The sequence below is a fragment of the Bradyrhizobium sp. genome, from assembly GCF_047605465.1.
Taxonomy (GTDB): domain Bacteria; phylum Pseudomonadota; class Alphaproteobacteria; order Rhizobiales; family Xanthobacteraceae; genus Bradyrhizobium.
The window spans coordinates 277501-295927 of record NZ_JASGFS010000001.1 but is presented as its reverse complement, the minus strand read 5'-3'; the positions used below and the strand labels follow the sequence as shown (position 1 = coordinate 295927).

Sequence of the window (18427 nt, the reverse complement as noted above, 5' to 3'; positions counted from 1 at the left end):
ATGTCACGCCTGGTCATCGACCTGCTCCGGCCCTATCGCGGCTGGCTGACCATCGTCTTCGTCGCCATGCTGATCGAGATCGCCGTCGGTCTTGCGGCGCCCTGGCCGCTGAAGCTCGTGATCGACGATGCGCTCGGCAACCATCATCTGCCGCATTGGCTCGAATGGGCGCACGATTATGGCTTCGGCAAGCACACGCTCGGCGTCGCCTTGTTCGCGGGCGTGGCGACGCTGGTGATCGCCGTGGCCGGCGCGATCGCAGGCTATATCGACAACTACTACACGACGAGTGTGGGGCAGTGGGTTGCCAATGACCTGCGCCTGCGCGTCTACGAGCACCTGCATCGGTTGTCGCTGCGCTATTACGACCATGCCCGGATCGGAACGCTGGTCTCGACCATCACCAGCGACGTCGCAACCATCCAGGATTTCGCATCGTCCTCGACGCTCGACATCGTGATCGATCTGCTGACCATCATCTTCATGGTCGTGCTGATGTTCTGGCTGGATTGGGACTTTACACTCATCGCAGTTGCCTTCACGCCGGTCCTTCTGTTGTTCGTCTTCCGCTTCAAGCGGGCCGTGAAGGATGCCACCCGCGCCGTCCGTGTGCGCCAGAGCGAAGTCCTGTCCATCGTTCAGCGCGGCCTGAGCACCATCAAGATCACCAAGGCGTTCGGACGGCAGGAGCTCGAGCTTGCACGTCTGGAAGCCGCAAGCCACGCCACTGTCGATGCGGCGCTCCGCGCCCGAAGGATCAAGTCGCTGATGTCGCCGCTCGTGAGCGTCGTCGTGGCCATCTGCACCGCCATCGTGCTGTGGAAGGGCACGGCGCTGATCGTGGCGGGCACCATGACCGCCGGCGCGCTGACCGTGTATCTCGCTTATCTCAAGAGGTTCTTCAAACCCGTCAAGGACCTCGCCAGCATGACCAGCACGATCGCGCAGACCACGGTCGCGCTGGAACGCATCCAGACCATCCTGTCCGCGGACGAGGTGATTGCCGAGCGCGCTGGCGCGATCGATCCAGGCCGGGTGCGGGGCGCCATCAGCTTCGACCGCGTCAGCTTCGGCTACGAGACCGGCGAGCAGATCCTGCACGAGGTGTCGTTCGAGATCCAGCCGGGCCAGGTCGTCGGCTTCGTCGGTCCGACAGGATCCGGGAAATCGACGCTGCTGAGCTTGTTGCCGCGGTTCTACGATCCGCAACTCGGCCGCATCCTGATCGATGGCGTCGATATCGCGGACTACAGGGTTTCGGCGCTGCGCGCTCAGATCGGCTTCGTGCTCCAGGACACCGTGCTGTTTCCGGGGACGATCCGCGAGAACATCGCCTATGGACGGCCCGATGCGAGCGAAGCGGAGATCCTGGCTGCGGCCCATGTCGCCAATGCCGACGAGTTCATCGCGCGCATGCCGCATGGCTACGATACCCTCGTCGGCGATCACGGCGACACCCTCTCGGGCGGCCAGCGGCAGCGGATCGCGATCGCGCGCGCCGTCGTGCGCAACAGCCCCATTCTCGTTCTCGACGAGCCGACCGCGGCGCTGGATCCCCAGTCAGAAAAGCTCGTCATCGATGCCCTTCATCGGCTGATGAAGGGGCGTACGGTTCTGATGATCGCCCACCGGCTGAACACGCTGGTCGGCGCCGACAAGATCGTCGTGCTCAGGGATGGCGCGGTTGTCGAGCAAGGCGGCTACGACGAACTGATCGCGCAAGGCGGCGTCTTTGCCGAGTTGAGCCGCATCCAGCAACAAACCGCGCCCTCTCAGGCCGCCGATGCGGCGTGAGGACGCAAGGAAGGGATAAACATCATGTCACACCGATTGATCGTTCTTCCCGATGACGGCGCCGATGCGATCATTGCGCCCATCGAGGCTGCCCGGCACAGCCTCAACATCCGGATGTTCCTGTTCACGGACCCGGCGTTGCTCGAGGCCGTGGTCGCTGCCCGCCGCCGCGGTGTGAATGTCCGGGTGATGCTCAACCCGGCGCGGCGGGACGGGACCAGTGACAACAATGTCGCGCGCGAAACCCTGCTGGCCGCCGGCGTATCGGTGAAGGACAGCAGTGCGGAATTCGCTGTGACGCATCAGAAGTCGATGGTGATCGATGGCCGGGTCGGCTTCATCGAATCCCTGAATTGGGAGACGCGCGATCTCACGGAGACGCGGGATTACGCCGTCGAGACCACCAGGATGTCCGAAGTCGCGGAGATGGTCCGCTGCTTCGATGCCGACTGGGCCGAGCAGGCGTTCACGCCGGACCCGGCGTCTCATTTGATCTGGTGTCCGAACAACGGCCGCCAGCGTATCGCGGATTTCATCGACGGTGCGGAAGAAACGCTCTGGCTGCAGAACGAGCGCTACCAGGACATGGTGATCATCGAGCGGCTCGTGCGCGCGGTGAACCGGGGCGTCAAGGTCCGGATCATGTCCCGCGCACTGCACAAGCTGAAGCACAAGAAGCTGTTCGAGGGCGTCAGCGGGCTGCGGATCGTTCACGATGTCGGCGCCAAGGTCCGGACGCTGCGGCATCTGAAGCTGCATGGCAAGATCATGGTGGCGGACGGCCGCCGCGCCATCGTCGGCTCGATCAATCTCAGTCCGGGTAGTTTCGACGATCGGCGCGAGCTGGCGATTGAAACCGGATCGGACCATGTGGTCCGGCGCCTGATCGCGACTGTCGAGCACGACTGGAAGCGATCGAAGAAGTTGCCGCTGTCAGATGCAGCGGTACTCGCCGATCTCGAAGGCCGGGGTCTCGGCGAGGTCAGGCGCCTGGCGCTGGGCGGCGTCGCGCCCGACGAAGGATGCCGGAAATGAGCAGAGGTCGCGTGATCTGATCGGATGACTCTTTCACCGACCGATATAGCGCGCGCCGATACCTGCATATCGAGGCGGTATTTGTATTCGAGAGCGTTCGGGAGCATTGCTTCATCACGTTGAGCGCGAGCCTGGTGCCGCCCACGAAGTTCGATTTTCATCACCGATAAAGGACCGAAACCATGACGACATCGACGAATGTAAATTCCCGCATAGATTGTAATTCATTCAAGAAAAACCTTGGGAGGGCGTCGATCTCCACCTTCGCTGCCCTGTCCATCGCGGCACTGGCTGCGCTGTTCAGCACCGCGCAGGCGCAGGCGTTCTCCTGCGGCCGCAGCGCCATCGGCGCCGGCTGCGTCGGCCCGCGTGGGGGAGTGGCTTTCGATCGCAATGGCGCGGTCGCGGTCGGCCGCGATGGCAACGTCTACGCCTACCGCCGCGGATCCACCTGCTACTGGCGCAACAATCAGCGCATCTGCCCGTAAGCCGAAGCGCCCCTGCACAAACCGATGACAGGACAACAACCGTGACAAACAAGACTCTATCGGCGCTGAAGCGCCTCAACCTCGCCGGTGCGGCGGTCGTGATCGCATTCGGGTTCGCCGGGGCACCGGTGCATGCGCAGGACGCTACTGCGACCCAGCCCCAAATCCAGAACCAGGCGCCGTCCAGGCTGTCCGAGGGCCAGCTCCAACAGCTCGTCGCGCCGATCGCGCTCTATCCCGATCCGCTGCTGACGCAGGTGCTGATGGCATCGACCTATCCGCTCGAGATCGTCGAAGCTGCGCGCTGGTCTCATGACAATCCTGGTGTCACGGGCGCCGCGCTCCAGGGCGCGATGCAAGGCCAGTCCTGGGATCCGAGCGTGAAGTCGCTTGCCGCCGTGCCGCAAACGCTCCAGATGATGAGCGACAAACTCGATTGGACGCAGCAATTGGGCGATGCCTTCCTGGCCCAGCAGCAGGACGTCATGACTGCCGTGCAGACGTTGCGTGCCGAGGCGCAGGCGACGGGAAACCTGCAATCGAACGCACAGCAGCGCGTGACCTCCGAGCCGGTCCCTGCGGACATCGCAACGCCGTCGCGTCAACAGGCGATCGTGATCGAACCGGTCGATCCCGACGTCTATTATGTTCCGGTTTACGATCCCGCCGTGGCTTACGGTCCGTGGGAATATCCGGCCTATCCGCCGTTCTACTGGTCGCCGCCCGGCTTCGTCGCCAGCAACGTCGTCTCTTTTGCCGCGGGCGTTGCGGTCGGTGCTGCGATCTGGGGCGGATGCGATTGGTGGCATAGCAACGTGATCATCAACGTGAACCGGTTCAACATGTTCAACCACACTGATATCACCAACAACGTCTGGGTTCACAACCCCGCGCATCGCGGCAACGCGCCGTACCACGACGCGGCTGTCGCCGAACGGTTCGGCCGCGGCAATACGCTGGCTGCGCGCGAGGCACTGAGTAACCGGATCGACGGCAATCGTCTGAATCTGCCGCGTGAAGCGGACCGTAGGTTCGACGACGCCGGTGAAGCCGCCAGGGCGATGGACGCGGCAAAGCGCGTTCCCGATCTCACCAGGTCCGGCATCCCCGGGATCGCGCCGCGAGAGATGAATCGCGAAGCGACACCGCCGCGCAATCCGAAGCGTCCGATGGCCGAGCCGCGCCCCGAATTCAGCCGTCCGCGCGCCGAGACGTTCCGGCCCGCGCCCCGCAGCTTCGGCCGCGAGGACGGGTTTGAGGATCGCTTCGGTGGTGGCCGTCATCGCCTTTGAGCCCGCCGGACCAGTTCGTCCTGAACGTCACGACCAGAAAATCGAGACCGATCATGAAGCCTCGCCATTACGTCAGTCACCGCACCATTCGCCGTTCAGCCGGCGCCGCGCTCGCGGCTTTTACGCTGCTCGGATGGACGTCGGTTGCGTCGGCCGCCGACAAGCCGCCGTTGGCGCCCGACACCGTTGCGCCGTTAAGCACGGATTCGCGTGTCACCGCGAGCGTCGAATTCGGGCTGCCGGCGCTTGCCGCGGACATCGGCAGGGATATTCCGCAGCGCCTCGCAAGCATCGACGAAAAAGTCAGCTGCGTTCATCGGCGCGTGCTGTTCTTCCGCGTCAACGCCAATTGCGATATCTGGGGATATGTCGAGCGCTCGGGCTCGGTCTCCCTCTATGGCCGAGGCGACCGCGTCTATGGCGCTGTCCCGATTCATGGGGTGCTCGAAGGACAGGGGGCCAACAGGTTCACGTCGCGCATTCACGGCGAGACCGAGGCCAGCGCGACGATCGAAGCCGAAGCGCGTCCGGAGCTTGGCCGCGACTGGTCGCTCGATCTGAACTTCAGCGACGGCTTTCGCTGGAGTGAGCCGCCGGTGCTGCACGTGATGGGTCGCGAGATCCCTCTGGCGAAGTATGCCGAGCCGCGCATCCACGCCCAGCTTGGGGTCGTGCGGTCGCATGCGCTCGCGGCCGCGAAGCGCCTCGATCTTCATGACAAGGCGGCCGCCGCATGGCGGCATGCATTCGAGCCGATCCAGCTCTCCGACAATCCGGCCGTCTGGCTGCAGATCACGCCGCAGAACGCTGCTTTCGCCGGCGTTCGCGCCGATGCAAGGGTCTTGCGGGGATCGCTCGAGCTGTCCGGAACCGCCGCGACAGTGGTCGGGCAGGCTCCGCCGGCCGTCACGGCAACGCCGCTGCCGTCCCTGGGCCACGACGTCGATGCGCCCGGTACGTTCGATGTCATTCTGCCGGTCAAGATCGGTTACGACACGATAAAGGACAGGTTGAAGCAGGCGATCGCGGCGATGCCGTCGGTGCCGGGTATCGCGATCCGGGACGTCGACGTCTACCCGTCATCCGGCAAGCTGGTGCTCGGCTTGCGCGTGGCGAAAGCAGCTGAGTCCGATCCTGACGCAGGCAAATGGATCTATTTCACCGGCGGAATCCAGGTCGACGCCGATGGCCATGCCGTCAGTCTTTCCGATCTTGCGGTCATCTCGGATGACGAAGCGCTCGCGCCGCTGCTCCAGCCGATCACGGCTGAACTCGGATCGAAGGGAAGTGTCGACTACGGCATTGCTTATGAGAACCTGTTGAACGCTGCCAATTCCAGGCTGACCAGGCCTTTGAAGGATGGTTTTCGCATGGAGGGCCATCTGTCCTCGGCGAAGCTCGACAAGGTCTATCTGCCCGCGGATGGCATCGTCATCGCGCTGCGGGCCAGCGGCGATCTGAGGATCCTCTACGGGATGTGAAGTGTCCGATGAAGCGCGGCCCCGTGGGGGCGGCGCGTGCCGGGAAGAGGTCTCGTGTCACACCGTGAGAAGAGCCTCTTCCCAGGACTCCGAATCCATTCTCGCGCGCGCCCGCAACGCAAGAAGCTCGGAGTATTTGGCGAAGTCGAACGGAACGGTCGAAATCCGGGCTTGAAGCGCGGCCCAGAACGACCAGAGCAGCATTCCGACGCCGCCATAGAGAAATACGCGCGCTTCGGCCGCTTCGGTGAATGTCCCGTCATGCGCCTCGATGAACTGTCGCAGGGCGTCGCCTTCGAGAAAGGTCTCCTCCCTGAACATGCCCAGATCCCAATAGGGGTCGTTGTTGGAGGCGTATTCCCAATCGATGATCTTCACGTTGCGCTGGGCATCCACCATGTAGTTCGTGACATAAGCGTCGTTGAAGCACATGCAGTAATCCATGCCGGCGGCCGTGACGGCCTCTTCGACGCGCTTCGCCTGCCATAGCAATTGCTCGAGGTCACGCGGGAGACGGCCGCCGTGATCGCGAACCTGTGCCAGTCGCTCCCGCAACTGATCGAAGCCGGTCTTCACGCCGGAGAGCTGTTGCGTCCTGTGAATGGCGCGATAGGCACGTGCGACGTTGGCGCGGACATCCGCGTTCAGCAGATCCGCCACGTTGCAGCTTCGATAGCCTTCGAGGAATTCGTGAACCTCGATCGCTCCGTCCGGCGCGATGAAGATGATGCCGGGCGCGAAGCCGGTGTCGGCCGCCTTGCGCGCCGCCTCGTGCGCGAGGTGGCGATCGATGAATATTTCGGTCTTTGCGCCGGGCAGCTTGGCGAAGTAGCGGATGCCCTCGTCCTTGAGCGTGACCAGCCAGTTGAGGTTGGTGATACCGCCCTGAATCCGCGAATAATTCAGGTTCCGCCCGGTCCAGGCCGGCACTCGTTTCAGCTGCGCTTCCAGGACTTGTTCGGGCGCTCCCTCGATCGCACTCATGATGTCTCCTCAGATCGACCGCATCAGGGTCGCGACGTCCCAGCGTGTCAGCCAATATTTGCTGCGTAAGAACCTGTTCTGCGCGAGTTTGTAGAACTCGACGGAGCCGCTGCGTGGAGAGGTGAAGTGCTGGATCATGGCCCAGCATCCCCAAAGGAAGTCGTCGACGATCATGTGCAGGCTCACGCGAGCAGCCACGTCGGGCCTGTGTGCGCCGAGGTAGAGCGAAACCGCGCGATCGACATCTTCGCGAAAGCTGCAGAATTCGACACAGAAGGATGCGAGGTCATAGAGGGGGTCCGCGTTCTCCGAGCGGTCGAAATCGACGAGCCGCACGCGATTTGCACCGTCGAGCATCACGTTGCTCAGGGTGTTCTCGCCATGGGTCGGGCCGACGTCGGAACCGGCCGCGGCAAAGGCCTGCTCGATCCTCGCCACCCACGGCGCGAGTTCGAGCACGCGGCGGGCATCGCTCAGGGGAGCGCCGTCGGCGCCGCGCGTCTTCGCCATCACGTCCAGGTATTCGTCAATGCGATCGAAGGGGCCACGCGTCCGAGGCAACGCCTGACTGCCATGATATGATTTCTTGGCGCCGATAATGGCGCCGAGCGTCTCGTCCCTGTCGAGATCTTCGCGGACCGCCATTCGCCAGTCTTCAGGCGCGAGCCAGTCGAACAACATTGCGCCGGCGGCTGCATCGTATCCGAGAAGCGCCGGTGCCAATTGCAGGTCAGCGGCCTGGCGGCTTGCGACCGCCGCTGTGCTGAAATCGACGAAGGGTAGCGCTTCGGGTTCGTAGAGCTTGAGGAATGCCAGCGGCTTGCCCGACGTATCGACAACACAGTTCGGACTCGCATCCAGCGCAAGATGAAGCGGCATCGCCACGCTCGGAATAGTCCGGATAAATTCGACGCCGTCGTTTGGAAGAACCCCCATCGCGTTGAAAGCTGCCGTCGCGCGCCTCAACTGATCCGTCGCTTGCATTGACGAACGCCCCCCGGTCACCACCACCGCAAATCATTTTTCTCAAAAATTCGCGTCGCGACAAGTGCGATGTTTTAGGCACGCACTGCACACGACGAAAGCGGCGGCGGCGCACATTGGATACCTTTTCAGTTTTTTGCAAATGCCATAATGCTGCGCGTCCCGCTTTTCGATTGTCCGACTTTCATGGAGATCAAGTCCGCGATGAGCATCTCGAACCCGACCACGAACGATCTTTGCAGCCTGTCCGCATCGGAACTCGCGTCAGGTTACGCCAGGCGCACCTTCTCTCCCGTCGAAGTTCTGGATGCCGTGTTCGACCGGGTCGAGCGCCTCAATCCGCAGCTCAATGCGTTCTTTTATCTCGATCGCGAAGGCGCGCGCGCTGCGGCGCACGCATCGGCCGATCGGTGGACGAGGGGAGAAAGCCTCGGCGCATTGGACGGTGTGCCCGTCTCCGTCAAGGATAGCGTCGCCGTCGCCGGCATGCCGATGTATCGGGGCGCTGCTCCCTTCCGGAATCGCAAGCCTTCGACCAGCAACTCGCCGCCGGCCGCGCGGCTTTTTGAAGCAGGCGCGATCGTCTTCGGCAAGACGACCATGCCGGATCTCGGCTTGCTTGCCTCGGGTGTCAGCAGCGCGCACGGAATTACGCGCAACCCCTGGAATTTGAACATGAATACCGGCGGCTCATCGAGCGGGGGAGCCGCGGCTGTTGCAGCACGGCTCGGCCCTCTGACGATCGGTTCTGATCTTGGCGGATCGGTGCGATTGCCGGCTGCGTTCTGCGGTCTTGCAACGCTGAAGCCGACCCAGGGCCGCATCCCGCATCTGCCGCCAAGCACGATGCGAAGCGCAGGTCCGATCGCGCGGACAGTCGAAGACGTGGCGCTGCTGATGGACGTGCTGGCCCGCTATGATGCCCGGGACTGTGGGGCATTGGGTCCTGAGGACGGCTCCTACATGTCCGCTCGCGTCGATGATGTCAGGGGATGGCGCGTAGGGCTGCTCGAAAACATCGGTTTTGGGCCGAACGCGCATCCGGAGATTCATGAAGCCGTCCGGCGGGCGGCCGAATGCATGGCGCGGGCCGGCGCGTCGGTCGAGCCGGCAGGTCCGCTCGTCGATTCAGATCCCGGCGACGCCTTCGACCGGATCTTTTCCGCGCGCGGTCATCACGAGATCGCGCGGCTCTCCGACGCCGAACGCAACGCATTGCATCCGGCAGTCCTGCAGTTGGCGATGAGGGCCGTCTCCATGCCGGCGGAGAGCTATCTTGCCGCGCAGGATGAGATCGAAGGTTTCAAGATGCAGGTGGCTGAAAGAACTGACGCTTTCGACGTCGTCCTGATGCCGGCGACGCCTGTGATTTCCTATCCGGCCGATGCCGCGGCACCCGATCTCGATGACGTGCATCAGAGCATCGTTCCGTACACCGCGATGTTCAACCAGACCGGCCAGCCCGCAGCGGTCATCTGCGGAGGTTTCAGCCAGAATGGATTGCCGATCGGCGTGCAGATCGTCGGACGGCGTCACCAGGATCGACGTGTCCTGAGTGCTGCTGCGTTCCTCGAGAACGCGCTCGGCGTTGTTCGCAACTGGCCGTTCTGACGATCTGCGATGATGATCGCGTGGGCGAAAAAGCCCACGCGATCATGTGAGTGAAATCTCGCGCGGTCATTCCTGTCGCATGCGCTGAAGCAGCGATGCGCGACGTGATGCCCAACAAATGGTCGATCTGCTGCGTATTGTGGTGGCGGATCGGCCGCGAGGGTGGTTTGCGCTGCGACGCAAAACCGCGAATGCTGCATCGCGCAACAGCAAGTTGACCGAAAAACGGTCAAAACCCACAAATGGACTCGACAGATTTCTGCAGGAATGCGTAGGTTAGTGCGCTGGCATGCTGCGTGCATGGCCGTTTTGACCGATTTTAACGATTACACAAAAATAGGGGGTGTCGATGTCAGAACTAAGCCGCCGTCATTTGTTGCAGGGAGCTGCGGGAGCTGCTGTCACCGCAGCGTTCACGCAGATCGATCCAGACTTCTTCATTTCTAAAGCCCACGCCCAAGCCGGCAAAACGCTGACGTTCCTGTCGGCGGAGAACATCACCGGCAATTGGGATCCGACCGCGCACACCACGCTGTCGCAGAACAACATCCAGGGCTTCGTGATGGGCTTCCTGACCCGCACGCCGATGAAGCTCGATAAGCCGGACGAGGTCGTCTACGAGCTCGCGACCGACATCAAGCTGCTCGATCCCAATCGTCTGCAGATCACGCTCCGCAAGGACATCGTGTTTCACGATGGCAAACCCTTCAAGGCCGAGGACGTGAAGGCGACGTTCGAATACGGCTCGCGCCCGGATCGTCCTGCGCAATGGTATCCGGGCCCGACCGAAACGCTGAAGGTCGAGACGCCCGACGATTACACCGTGATCGTCGACACCTCGAAGGGAGGCTATCCGGCGCATCTCTTCATGTTCCTCGCTGCGTTCCTGCCGATCATGTCGGCGAAAGACATCGCAGCCGGCCCGGGCGGCGTGCTGTCGCAGCGTCTCAACGGCACAGGCCCCTTCAAATTCGTCGAACAGCGCGGCAACACCACAGTGATGGCCGCGAACGACGGCTACTTCAAGGGCAAGCCGGCGATCGCCGGTATCAACTTCACCTTCGTCGGTGATTCGACCACGCGCATGCTGTCGCTGATGAACGGCCAGGCATCGATCGTCGAGCGGCTCGAGCCCGAGCAGGTCGAGACCGTGAAGGCCAATCCGAACATCCGCATCAACCGCGTCGTGTCGGTCGAAAACAAATATCTCTGGTTCCGCTGCTCCAAGCCGCCCTTCAACGATCAGCGCATCCGTCTTGCGGCCTGTCACGCCATCAACCGGGACGTTCTTCTCGACGTTCTGGGGTCGGCGGGCCATCCCTCGTCGAACTTCATCTCGCCGGTCAAGTTCGCGTATTTCGATCTGCCGAACTATCCGAAGTTCGATCCCGCCAAGTGCCAGGCGCTGCTTGCCGAAGCGGGCTTCCCGAAGGGGAAGGGATTGCCTCCGCTGGAATACATCACCTCGGTCGGCTTCTATCCGAAGACCAAGGAGTACGGCGAGATCCTGACCGCGATGCTCAACGAGCAGGGCTTCAACGTGAGCCTGACCGTGCTCGAGCCCGCGGCCTGGAACGAACGGCTGTATCACCGGCCGGGCGGCGGTCCGGGCCACATGGTGGATTGCGGCTGGTCGACCGGTTCGCCCGAGCCCGACCTGATCCTGCGTACGCACTTCCACTCCACCTCGCACCGCATCTGCGGAATTGAGGACAAGGACATCGACGCCAGCCTCGACAAGGAGCGCAGCGCGCCGACGCTCGAGGAGCGCAAGAAGATCCTGCAGACCGAGACCATGCCGCTCATCGCATCGAAGATGCCGGCGCTGTCGCTGTTCACGTCGGTCATGATCCACGCGATGCAAAAGGACTTCGAAGGTCTCTTCATCTATCCCGACGGGTCGATGGACGCCTCGAAGAGCGCAGCGTAGCATGATGAAGGCTGCAGCCCGAAGGTGCGGGCTGCAGCCTCTGCGGACCTGGAGCTGACGGAATGTTCACGATAAACTTCCTGATCCGGCGCTTGACGCAGGGTGCCGTCATCATCGGACTCGTGTCGTTCCTGATCTTCACGCTGCTGCGGGTCGTGCCGGGCGATCCCGTCCGCCTGATGGCGGGCGGCATGGCCCCCGAAGCATTGATCGAGAAGATCGCGAAGGACATGGGCCTGCGCGATCCGATTATCGTCCAGTTCGGCCGCTACATGAGCTCGGTTCTGCGCGGCGATCTCGGTCAGTCTTTCGTGAGGCCCGCCAACGGCGCGGCGACCGGCGGCTCCAACTTCAACGATACGACCCGGGGTGAGCGCGCAAAGGTGCTGACCCTGATCCTCGAGGCGCTGCCGATGACGCTGCAGCTCGCTGCCGTCACGATCGTCATCGCGCTGGTCTTCTCCGCGATCATCGGAATTCTCGGCGGCCTGAATCCGGGGCGATGGCCTGACAAGCTCGCATTCTACATCTCGTCGGTCTTCATATCCCTTCCGAATTTCTGGCTGGGAATCGTCCTGGCGCTGCTGTTTTCCGTCAAGCTCGGCTGGCTGCCCGCCATCGGCTATAACGGATTTGCCTATACGATCCTGCCCGCCATCGTGCTTGCCGTCGAGATGTCGCCGATCCTGATCCGCTCGCTGGTCAGCTCGGTGTCATCGCAGATGACCGAAGCGTATGTATCGGTCGGGCGCGTGCGCGGCCTGTCGCGCCGCCGCATCGTTGCGAACCACGTGCTTCGCAACGCATCGGTGCCGCTGCTCAATCTGCTCGGCATCCAGTTTTCGAGCCTGTTGGGCGGCGTGATCATCGTCGAATACATCTTCGATTATCCGGGGCTGGGGCTGCTCACGATCAATGCAGTGCTGCAACGGGACTTCCCGCTCATTCAGGGAATTGCAATCGTCACGAGCGCCATCTTCGTCCTGATCAACATCATCGTCGATCTCGTCGCCACGACGATCGATCCCCGGCTTGATTATTGAACCGCCCCGTGAGGTCTGCTGTACGATGTCGGTTACAACTTTGACGGGCTCCGTGTCTCCCTCGCGCCTAACGTCCCGCTCGGTCGCGCGCCGGATATTGGACAGGGCCGTCGCGTCTCCCGGCTTTCGCGTGGGCGCCGGCATCTTCATCCTCCTCGCGCTCGCGACCGTCATCTATCCCGAGGTGAGCGGCATCGATCCGACCAAGATGGACGTCAAGGCGCGGCTGCTGCCGCCGCTTTTCGTGGGAGCCAACTGGAATTGGATCCATCCGCTGGGAACCGACCAACTCGGCCGCGACATGCTGGTGCGTTCGCTCGTCGGCCTGCGATATTCGTTCCTGATCGGGATCGCATCCGTCGTGGTCATGCTGATCATCGGATGCGCGCTCGGCACGGTCGCCGGCTATTTCGGGGGCCGGACCGATGCGATCATCATGCGCCTGACCGATGCGCAATTGTCGATTCCGATGATCATCCTCGCCATCGCGGTGCTCGGCGTATCGCGGCCGACGATCCCCGCGATCATTCTCGTGCTCGGCATGTCGAACTGGCCGGTCTACGCGCGCGTGATGCGCAGCATCGTGATGACGGAGCGCCAACGCGAATTCGTTCGCGCCGCGCAGATCGGCGGTTCGACCGATCTGCGGATCATCGTCACCCTGCTTCTACCGCTCCTGCTCCCGGCGGTCCTCTTCACGTCGGTGCTCGACGTCGCCCGCATGATGATCTTCGAATCGACGCTGGGCTTCCTCGGCCTCGGCGTTCAGCCGCCGACGCCGACCTTCGGCAACATCATCGCTGACGGACGGAAGTATCTCCTGAACGCATGGTGGATCGCGACGATGCCGGGACTTTTCCTTGGCCTGACCCTCACCAGCATCAATCTGATGGGCGCGGCTCTGGAGCGGGCCCGAGACAGTATCCACGCGGGGGCCGACTGATGCGGGCGCTTCTCGAACTCAAGAATGTCTCGGTCAGCGTCGGCCGTTCGCCGAACGCGAAGGTGATCCTCGACGACGTCTCGCTGTCGTTGGCGCCCCGGGAAATCGTCGGGGTCGTCGGCGCCAGCGCTGCCGGAAAGACCGTCCTGTCGCGTGTCGCGGTCAACTGGCTCGAGCCGCCATTGGTTCGCCGCGCGGGGACCGTGCTGTTCGAGGGGCGCGACATCTATACGATGAGGGAATCGGAGATGCGCGCGCTCCGGCAGCGCGTCGCCTACGTGGGCGCCAATCCGATGGGAGCGCTCGATCCGACGCTGCCGGTCGGCACGCAGATCGTCGAAAAAATGCGGACCGTGGTGCCGGGGACGTCGCGAAAGGAGGCGGAGTCCCGCGTGATCGAGCTGCTGGACGCTGTCCGGATACCGTCGGCGCGCAGCCGCTTTCACGACTATCCGTCGCAATTCTCCGGCGGCATGATGCAGCGCGCTCTGCTCGTCGATGCGCTCGTGACGAACCCGGCATTGCTGGTGGCTGATAACGTGACGCAGCCGCTCGATGTGACCGTCGCCGCCCAGGTCATCCGTCTGATCAAGGAGCTGACGGACAAGTTCGACACCGCTGTCCTGTTCATCTCGTCGTCGTTGCCGATGGTGCGCGAGGCGAGCTCCCGCACGCTGGTGATCGACCGCGGGCGTATCGTCGAGGAGAGGGCGACCGACGCGTTGATCCAACAGCCGGCGCATTCCTACACGCGCGAGCTGGTCGCTCAGACGCCCAAGATCTGGCAACCGACCGAGGAGTTGCCGTCCCCGGCCGGAGATCGCGAGGTCGTGCTCAGTCTTCGCGATGCGTCGCAGACCTACCGCGTCAAGAAGCGAAGCGGTCTCGGCGGCGTCAACCTGGTCCGCGCCGTCCGTAACGTGACGTTCGACGTCCGCCGCGGCGACAGTTTTGCGATCGTCGGAGAATCCGGCTGCGGGAAATCCACCCTGATGCGCCTTCTGTCCCGCCTGGAGTTGCCGAGCTCGGGGCAGATTCTCTGCGAGGGCAAGGATATCGCGGCCCTCCGGGGCAAGGAGCTGCTGGCGTTTCGTGCCCAGCTGCAGATGGTCCTGCAGGATCCGTTCGGATCGCTGCCGCCCCGGACCTCGATCGGACGCATGATCGAGGAGCCGCTGCGGACCCATGGCTGGCGTGACAAGGCCAAGATGCGCGAGCGCGTTCTCAAGGTCATGGGCGAGGTCGGCCTGTCTCCCGACCTCTACGGCGAGCTGCCGCTTGGGCTGAGCGCCGGCCAGCGCCAGCGTGTCAATGTCGCGCGGGCGCTCGTGCTGGAGCCGACTATCCTGATCATGGACGAGACGTTGTCGGCGCTCGACCAGTCGGAGCAGTTCAAGCTGCTCGATCTCTTCCAGCGGCTCCAGCGCGAGTACAACCTCACCTACATATTTATTTCGCACGACCTTGCGATGGTGCGGAAGGTCTGCAACCGGGTTGCGGTGATGTATCTCGGCGAAGTGTTTGAGCTCGCCAACAATGAGCGGCTGTTCTTCGATCCGGGGCACCCGTACACGAAGGCGCTGCTGAGCGCGATGCCCACGCTGGAGGAGAAGCGCTACAAGCCGGAGGAGTATCTGCTCGAAGGCGAGCCGCCAAGTCCCTTGAACATTCCCGAGGGCTGCACTTTCAAGTCCCGGTGCCCGCGCGTGATGGACATATGCAACGGCGTTCACCCGTTGCTGAACGTGCGCGCGGGTGAGGACTTCGCCGCGTGCCATCTCGTCGGGACGCCGGAGCACCCCGATGCAGCGGTCAGCGAAAGGCAGACCGCATGAGCTTCACCGAGAGCCGCCTGGAATTGATCCGCGGGCTGCTGCGGCAGCATCAGCGTGTCGACGTGAAAGATCTCGTCGATCGGCTGAAGGTCAGCCACGAATCCATCCGGCGTGACCTGAGGGAGCTGGAGACGCAAGGCTTCGCTCGCCGTGTCTATGGCGGGGCCGTGATCGATCACCAGGAGAGTGACCAGCCATTCAGCGTTCGTCTGCGGCTCGGCGCGCGCGAAAAGGCCCGGATCGGCGAGGCGGCCGCTGCGCTTGTCAAGGACGGGATGAAGATATTCCTCGACGAAGGTACGACCGTGCTGGCTTGCCTCAAGCATATCGAGGCCCGGAAGGACGTCACTGTCGTCACCAATTCGCTCGCCGTTGCCACCCACTTCTACTACCAGGCGACGACGAATGTCCGCATCCTGGGAGGTCGGCTGCGGCCCGTCTACCAGGCGACGTTCGGTCCGGAAGCCGTCGCGGCGATCAAGGAGCACTTCTTCGATCTCGCGATCATCGCGATCAGCGCCGTGCACGTCGAACGTGGTTTCATGGACTATGGTGAGGACGAGGCGATCCTCAGGCGCGCCGCGCGCGAGCAGGCGAAGCGGTCCGTCATCGTCGCCGATAGCACGAAATTCGGACGCCTCGGCTCGATTCACACCTTCGGACTGGATGCCGTGCACGGCGTCATCACGGGCGGCGAGATTGCCAAAGAGTATCTCGACAAGTTTCAAAAGTTGAAAGTGGACGTCATACATGCCTGAAACGAAACCGCCCGCCGCCCCGATCGATCCCGCTCGTCTCAAGGCGATGATGGACAAGGTGTCCACCTTCGGCGGAGAGCCGAACGGCGCCATGAACCGGCTGACGCTGTCGAAGACCGACGGTCAGGCCCGCGACTGGCTCGGCTCGTGGTTCAGGGATCAAGGGTTCGAGCAGCAGATCGACGCGATCGGAAATCAGTTCGGCAAGCTCCCGCTTGCGGGCGCCAACGCTCCGGTCGTGATGGTCGGCTCGCACATCGACAGCCAACCGAACGGCGGGCGCTTCGATGGCGCGCTCGGCGTCATTTCGGCGTGCGAGGCCGTGCTTGCGGTGTCCGAGCGGCTGAAGGCGGAGAACCGTCTGTCGGCATGCAACTTCCAGGTCGTGAACTGGACGAATGAGGAAGGCGCGCGCTTTCAGCCGAGCTTGCTGGGCAGCAGTGTGTTTGCGGGCGCCGCGGAACTCGAATGGGCGCTCGACCGCAAGGACGGCGATGGCGTCACGGTTCGTCAATCGCTCGCCGAGATCGGATATGCTGGAACCGACAAGGTCGCGCGCCCCGATGCGCTGATCGAACTGCACATCGAGGGCGACGATAAGCTCTTCAAGACGGGCGAGACATTCGGCGTCTTCACCCGCTATTGGGGCGCCACGAAATACAGGCTCGCGTTCCTCGGCCAGCAGGCTCACACGGGCCCGACGCCGATGGCGCTGCGAAAGGATGCGGTTCTGGCGGCGGCCTACCTGATCGCCGACCTCAAGGAACTGGCCGGCGCGCACGGACTCGATCTGCATACGTCCGTGGGACGCCTCGAGGTCTTCCCGAACTCACCGAACACGGTGCCGTCGGAGGCCGTCCTGTTCATCGAGCTGCGATCCGGCTCGCCGGAAACGCTCGCCGAGGCTGAAGCCAGCATGAAGGAAAGCATCGCTTCCGCGGCGGCAAAGGCGAATGTCGGCTACGAGGTTCGCTCGATCGACCGTCGTCGCGCGGGGGGCTTCGCGCCCGGTCTCATCAAGCTGGCCGAGCAGGTCGCGGCGGGCAAGGGGCAATCGGCCCGGCGGTTGGATACGATCGGCGGACATGACGCCGTGGCCATGTCGGAGGTCTGCCCGTCGATCGTCATGGCGGTCCGGTCGCAGAACGGCGTGATCCATCATCCGACCGAATTCACCACGCCGGAAGATCAGGCCGTCGGGACACAGATTCTCGCCGACATGCTCTACGCGCTCGCTTGCGACGGCGTGCAATCGATCGCTTCAAAGGAGAGTTCCGCATGACGGAGCTTGGCAAGGTGGGAACATCCGGCGAGCAGCGCGTCGAGCGGGCGCTAGCCAGCTTGCTGCCGGAACAGGCCAAGGGCGTGCGCTACGAAGCGGCCGCATTCCCGGTGGCATCGCCGTCCTATCACGCCGTGGAATCGAGCTCGTTCCTCGTCGCACCCGACGGAAGCGGGATGACGCTGTTTCTCCGCCTGGCGGCGAAAGAGGTCGCCGAGCTGGTCGACGATCGGATCTCTGTCGCGGCAGCGGCGCGCGCCGCTGAGGCGGGCATCGCGCCCGGGATTATCGGCTACGCTCCCTCCGAGCGGGCGCTGCTCATGAAGCGGCTCGATGGCTGGCGCAGTGCGAAGATCGATGACCTGATCGGAAAGGAAGGCTGGCCTCGCCTGATCGCGCTGCAGAAAACGATGGCGGATGCGCCGGCGCTGGGCCGACCGTGGTCCGTGTTCGAGGGGATCGAGACGATCTGGTCGATGCTCGCACCGCTTGAGGTGCCGCTGCCGGGGGACGCCGATTGGATGCTCGGCTGGACGCGAAAGATCCGCCAGGCGATCGATGCGTCCGGCGTGGATCGCCGGCCCGCGCATGGCGACCCGCATTCGTCGAACGTGATGCTGGGGCCCGACAACGCCATCGCGCTCGTCGATTTCGACATGGCCGGCGACATGGACCCCTACTACCAGCTGGGGACGCAGATGAACGAGCTGTTCCAGTTCGAAAGCCAGATGAAGCCATTGCTCGAGCTGCACGATGGCAAGTTCACGGAGATTGCCTTCAGCCGGTGTCGCCTTTACGCGGCGGCCGATGATTTCTACTGGGCCTTGCGCAGCCTTCTGTTGTCCGCCCGGTCCGCGGCGCAGGGGTTGGAGTTCCTGAAATATGCGGGCTGGCGATTCCTGAGGTGCCGGATGTTGCTCGGACAGCCGGGCTTCGAAGAGCGGATGCGAACGATCTAGGCGGGCAG

Annotated in this window: 15 protein-coding genes; 13 read left to right on the top strand and 2 right to left on the bottom strand. The window is 63.3% G+C overall.

Annotated features, from left to right (window positions below; translation table 11 throughout):
• The 5 genes from QM712_RS01445 to QM712_RS01425 all read left to right on the top strand — a co-directional run bounded on the left by QM712_RS01445 (position 1) and on the right by QM712_RS01425 (position 6090).
• Positions 1-1794 carry an ABC transporter ATP-binding protein gene (locus tag QM712_RS01445; protein WP_415021234.1) on the top strand — a complete coding sequence of 598 codons (1794 nt, stop codon included), beginning with the start codon at positions 1-3 and terminating at the stop codon, positions 1792-1794.
• Between the two features lie 24 nt (positions 1795-1818).
• Positions 1819-2829: a phospholipase D-like domain-containing protein gene (locus QM712_RS01440; RefSeq protein ID WP_415021233.1), complete on the top strand. Its 1011-nt coding sequence runs from the start codon at positions 1819-1821 to the stop codon at positions 2827-2829.
• 182 nt (positions 2830-3011) lie between these two features.
• Positions 3012-3317 (top strand): hypothetical protein, encoded by a 306-nt coding sequence (locus QM712_RS01435; protein ID WP_415021232.1) that lies wholly within the window; start codon positions 3012-3014, stop codon positions 3315-3317.
• Between the two features lie 41 nt (positions 3318-3358).
• Positions 3359-4609: a DUF3300 domain-containing protein gene (locus QM712_RS01430; RefSeq protein ID WP_415021231.1), complete on the top strand. Its 1251-nt coding sequence runs from the start codon at positions 3359-3361 to the stop codon at positions 4607-4609.
• A 53-nt stretch (positions 4610-4662) separates the two neighbouring features.
• On the top strand, positions 4663-6090 hold the full coding sequence (locus QM712_RS01425) for a DUF4403 family protein (protein WP_415021230.1): 1428 nt from the start codon (positions 4663-4665) through the stop codon (positions 6088-6090).
• Between the two features lie 57 nt (positions 6091-6147).
• Here the strand turns inward: QM712_RS01425 and QM712_RS01420 are convergent, their stop codons facing one another.
• Both QM712_RS01420 and QM712_RS01415 read right to left on the bottom strand, forming a co-directional pair.
• The gene (locus tag QM712_RS01420; protein ID WP_415021229.1) at positions 6148-7074 is read right to left on the bottom strand and encodes a phosphotransferase; all 927 of its coding nucleotides are present in this window, start codon (positions 7072-7074) and stop codon (positions 6148-6150) included.
• A gap of 9 nt (positions 7075-7083) precedes the next feature.
• On the bottom strand, positions 7084-8085 hold the full coding sequence (locus tag QM712_RS01415) for a phosphotransferase (protein WP_415021228.1): 1002 nt from the start codon (positions 8083-8085) through the stop codon (positions 7084-7086).
• A 123-nt stretch (positions 8086-8208) separates the two neighbouring features.
• Here QM712_RS01415 and QM712_RS01410 point away from each other — a divergent pair, with 123 nt between their 5' ends.
• The 8 genes from QM712_RS01410 (at position 8209) to QM712_RS01375 (ending at position 18419) form a co-directional block, all read left to right on the top strand.
• Positions 8209-9669 (top strand): amidase, encoded by a 1461-nt coding sequence (locus tag QM712_RS01410; protein ID WP_415021227.1) that lies wholly within the window; start codon positions 8209-8211, stop codon positions 9667-9669.
• A 349-nt stretch (positions 9670-10018) separates the two neighbouring features.
• Complete coding sequence (locus tag QM712_RS01405) at positions 10019-11599, top strand: ABC transporter substrate-binding protein (protein ID WP_415021226.1); 1581 nt, start codon at positions 10019-10021, stop codon at positions 11597-11599.
• A 62-nt stretch (positions 11600-11661) separates the two neighbouring features.
• Complete coding sequence (locus tag QM712_RS01400; RefSeq protein WP_415021225.1) at positions 11662-12642, top strand: ABC transporter permease; 981 nt, start codon at positions 11662-11664, stop codon at positions 12640-12642.
• Between the two features lie 25 nt (positions 12643-12667).
• A complete protein-coding gene (locus QM712_RS01395) occupies positions 12668-13585 on the top strand; it encodes an ABC transporter permease (RefSeq protein WP_415021224.1) in 918 nt (305 codons plus the stop codon).
• Positions 13585-15420: an ABC transporter ATP-binding protein gene (locus QM712_RS01390; RefSeq protein ID WP_415021223.1), complete on the top strand. Its 1836-nt coding sequence runs from the start codon at positions 13585-13587 to the stop codon at positions 15418-15420. Before QM712_RS01395 ends, QM712_RS01390 begins: the two co-directional genes overlap by 1 nt.
• Complete coding sequence (locus tag QM712_RS01385; RefSeq protein WP_415021222.1) at positions 15417-16178, top strand: DeoR/GlpR family DNA-binding transcription regulator; 762 nt, start codon at positions 15417-15419, stop codon at positions 16176-16178. The genes QM712_RS01390 and QM712_RS01385 overlap by 4 nt, the downstream gene beginning before the upstream one ends.
• Positions 16171-17460, top strand: a complete 1290-nt coding sequence (locus QM712_RS01380) for a Zn-dependent hydrolase (protein ID WP_415021221.1) — start codon at positions 16171-16173, stop codon at positions 17458-17460. Before QM712_RS01385 ends, QM712_RS01380 begins: the two co-directional genes overlap by 8 nt.
• On the top strand, positions 17457-18419 hold the full coding sequence (locus QM712_RS01375) for a phosphotransferase family protein (protein WP_415021220.1): 963 nt from the start codon (positions 17457-17459) through the stop codon (positions 18417-18419). The genes QM712_RS01380 and QM712_RS01375 overlap by 4 nt, the downstream gene beginning before the upstream one ends.
• Positions 18420-18427 lie beyond the last annotated feature (8 nt).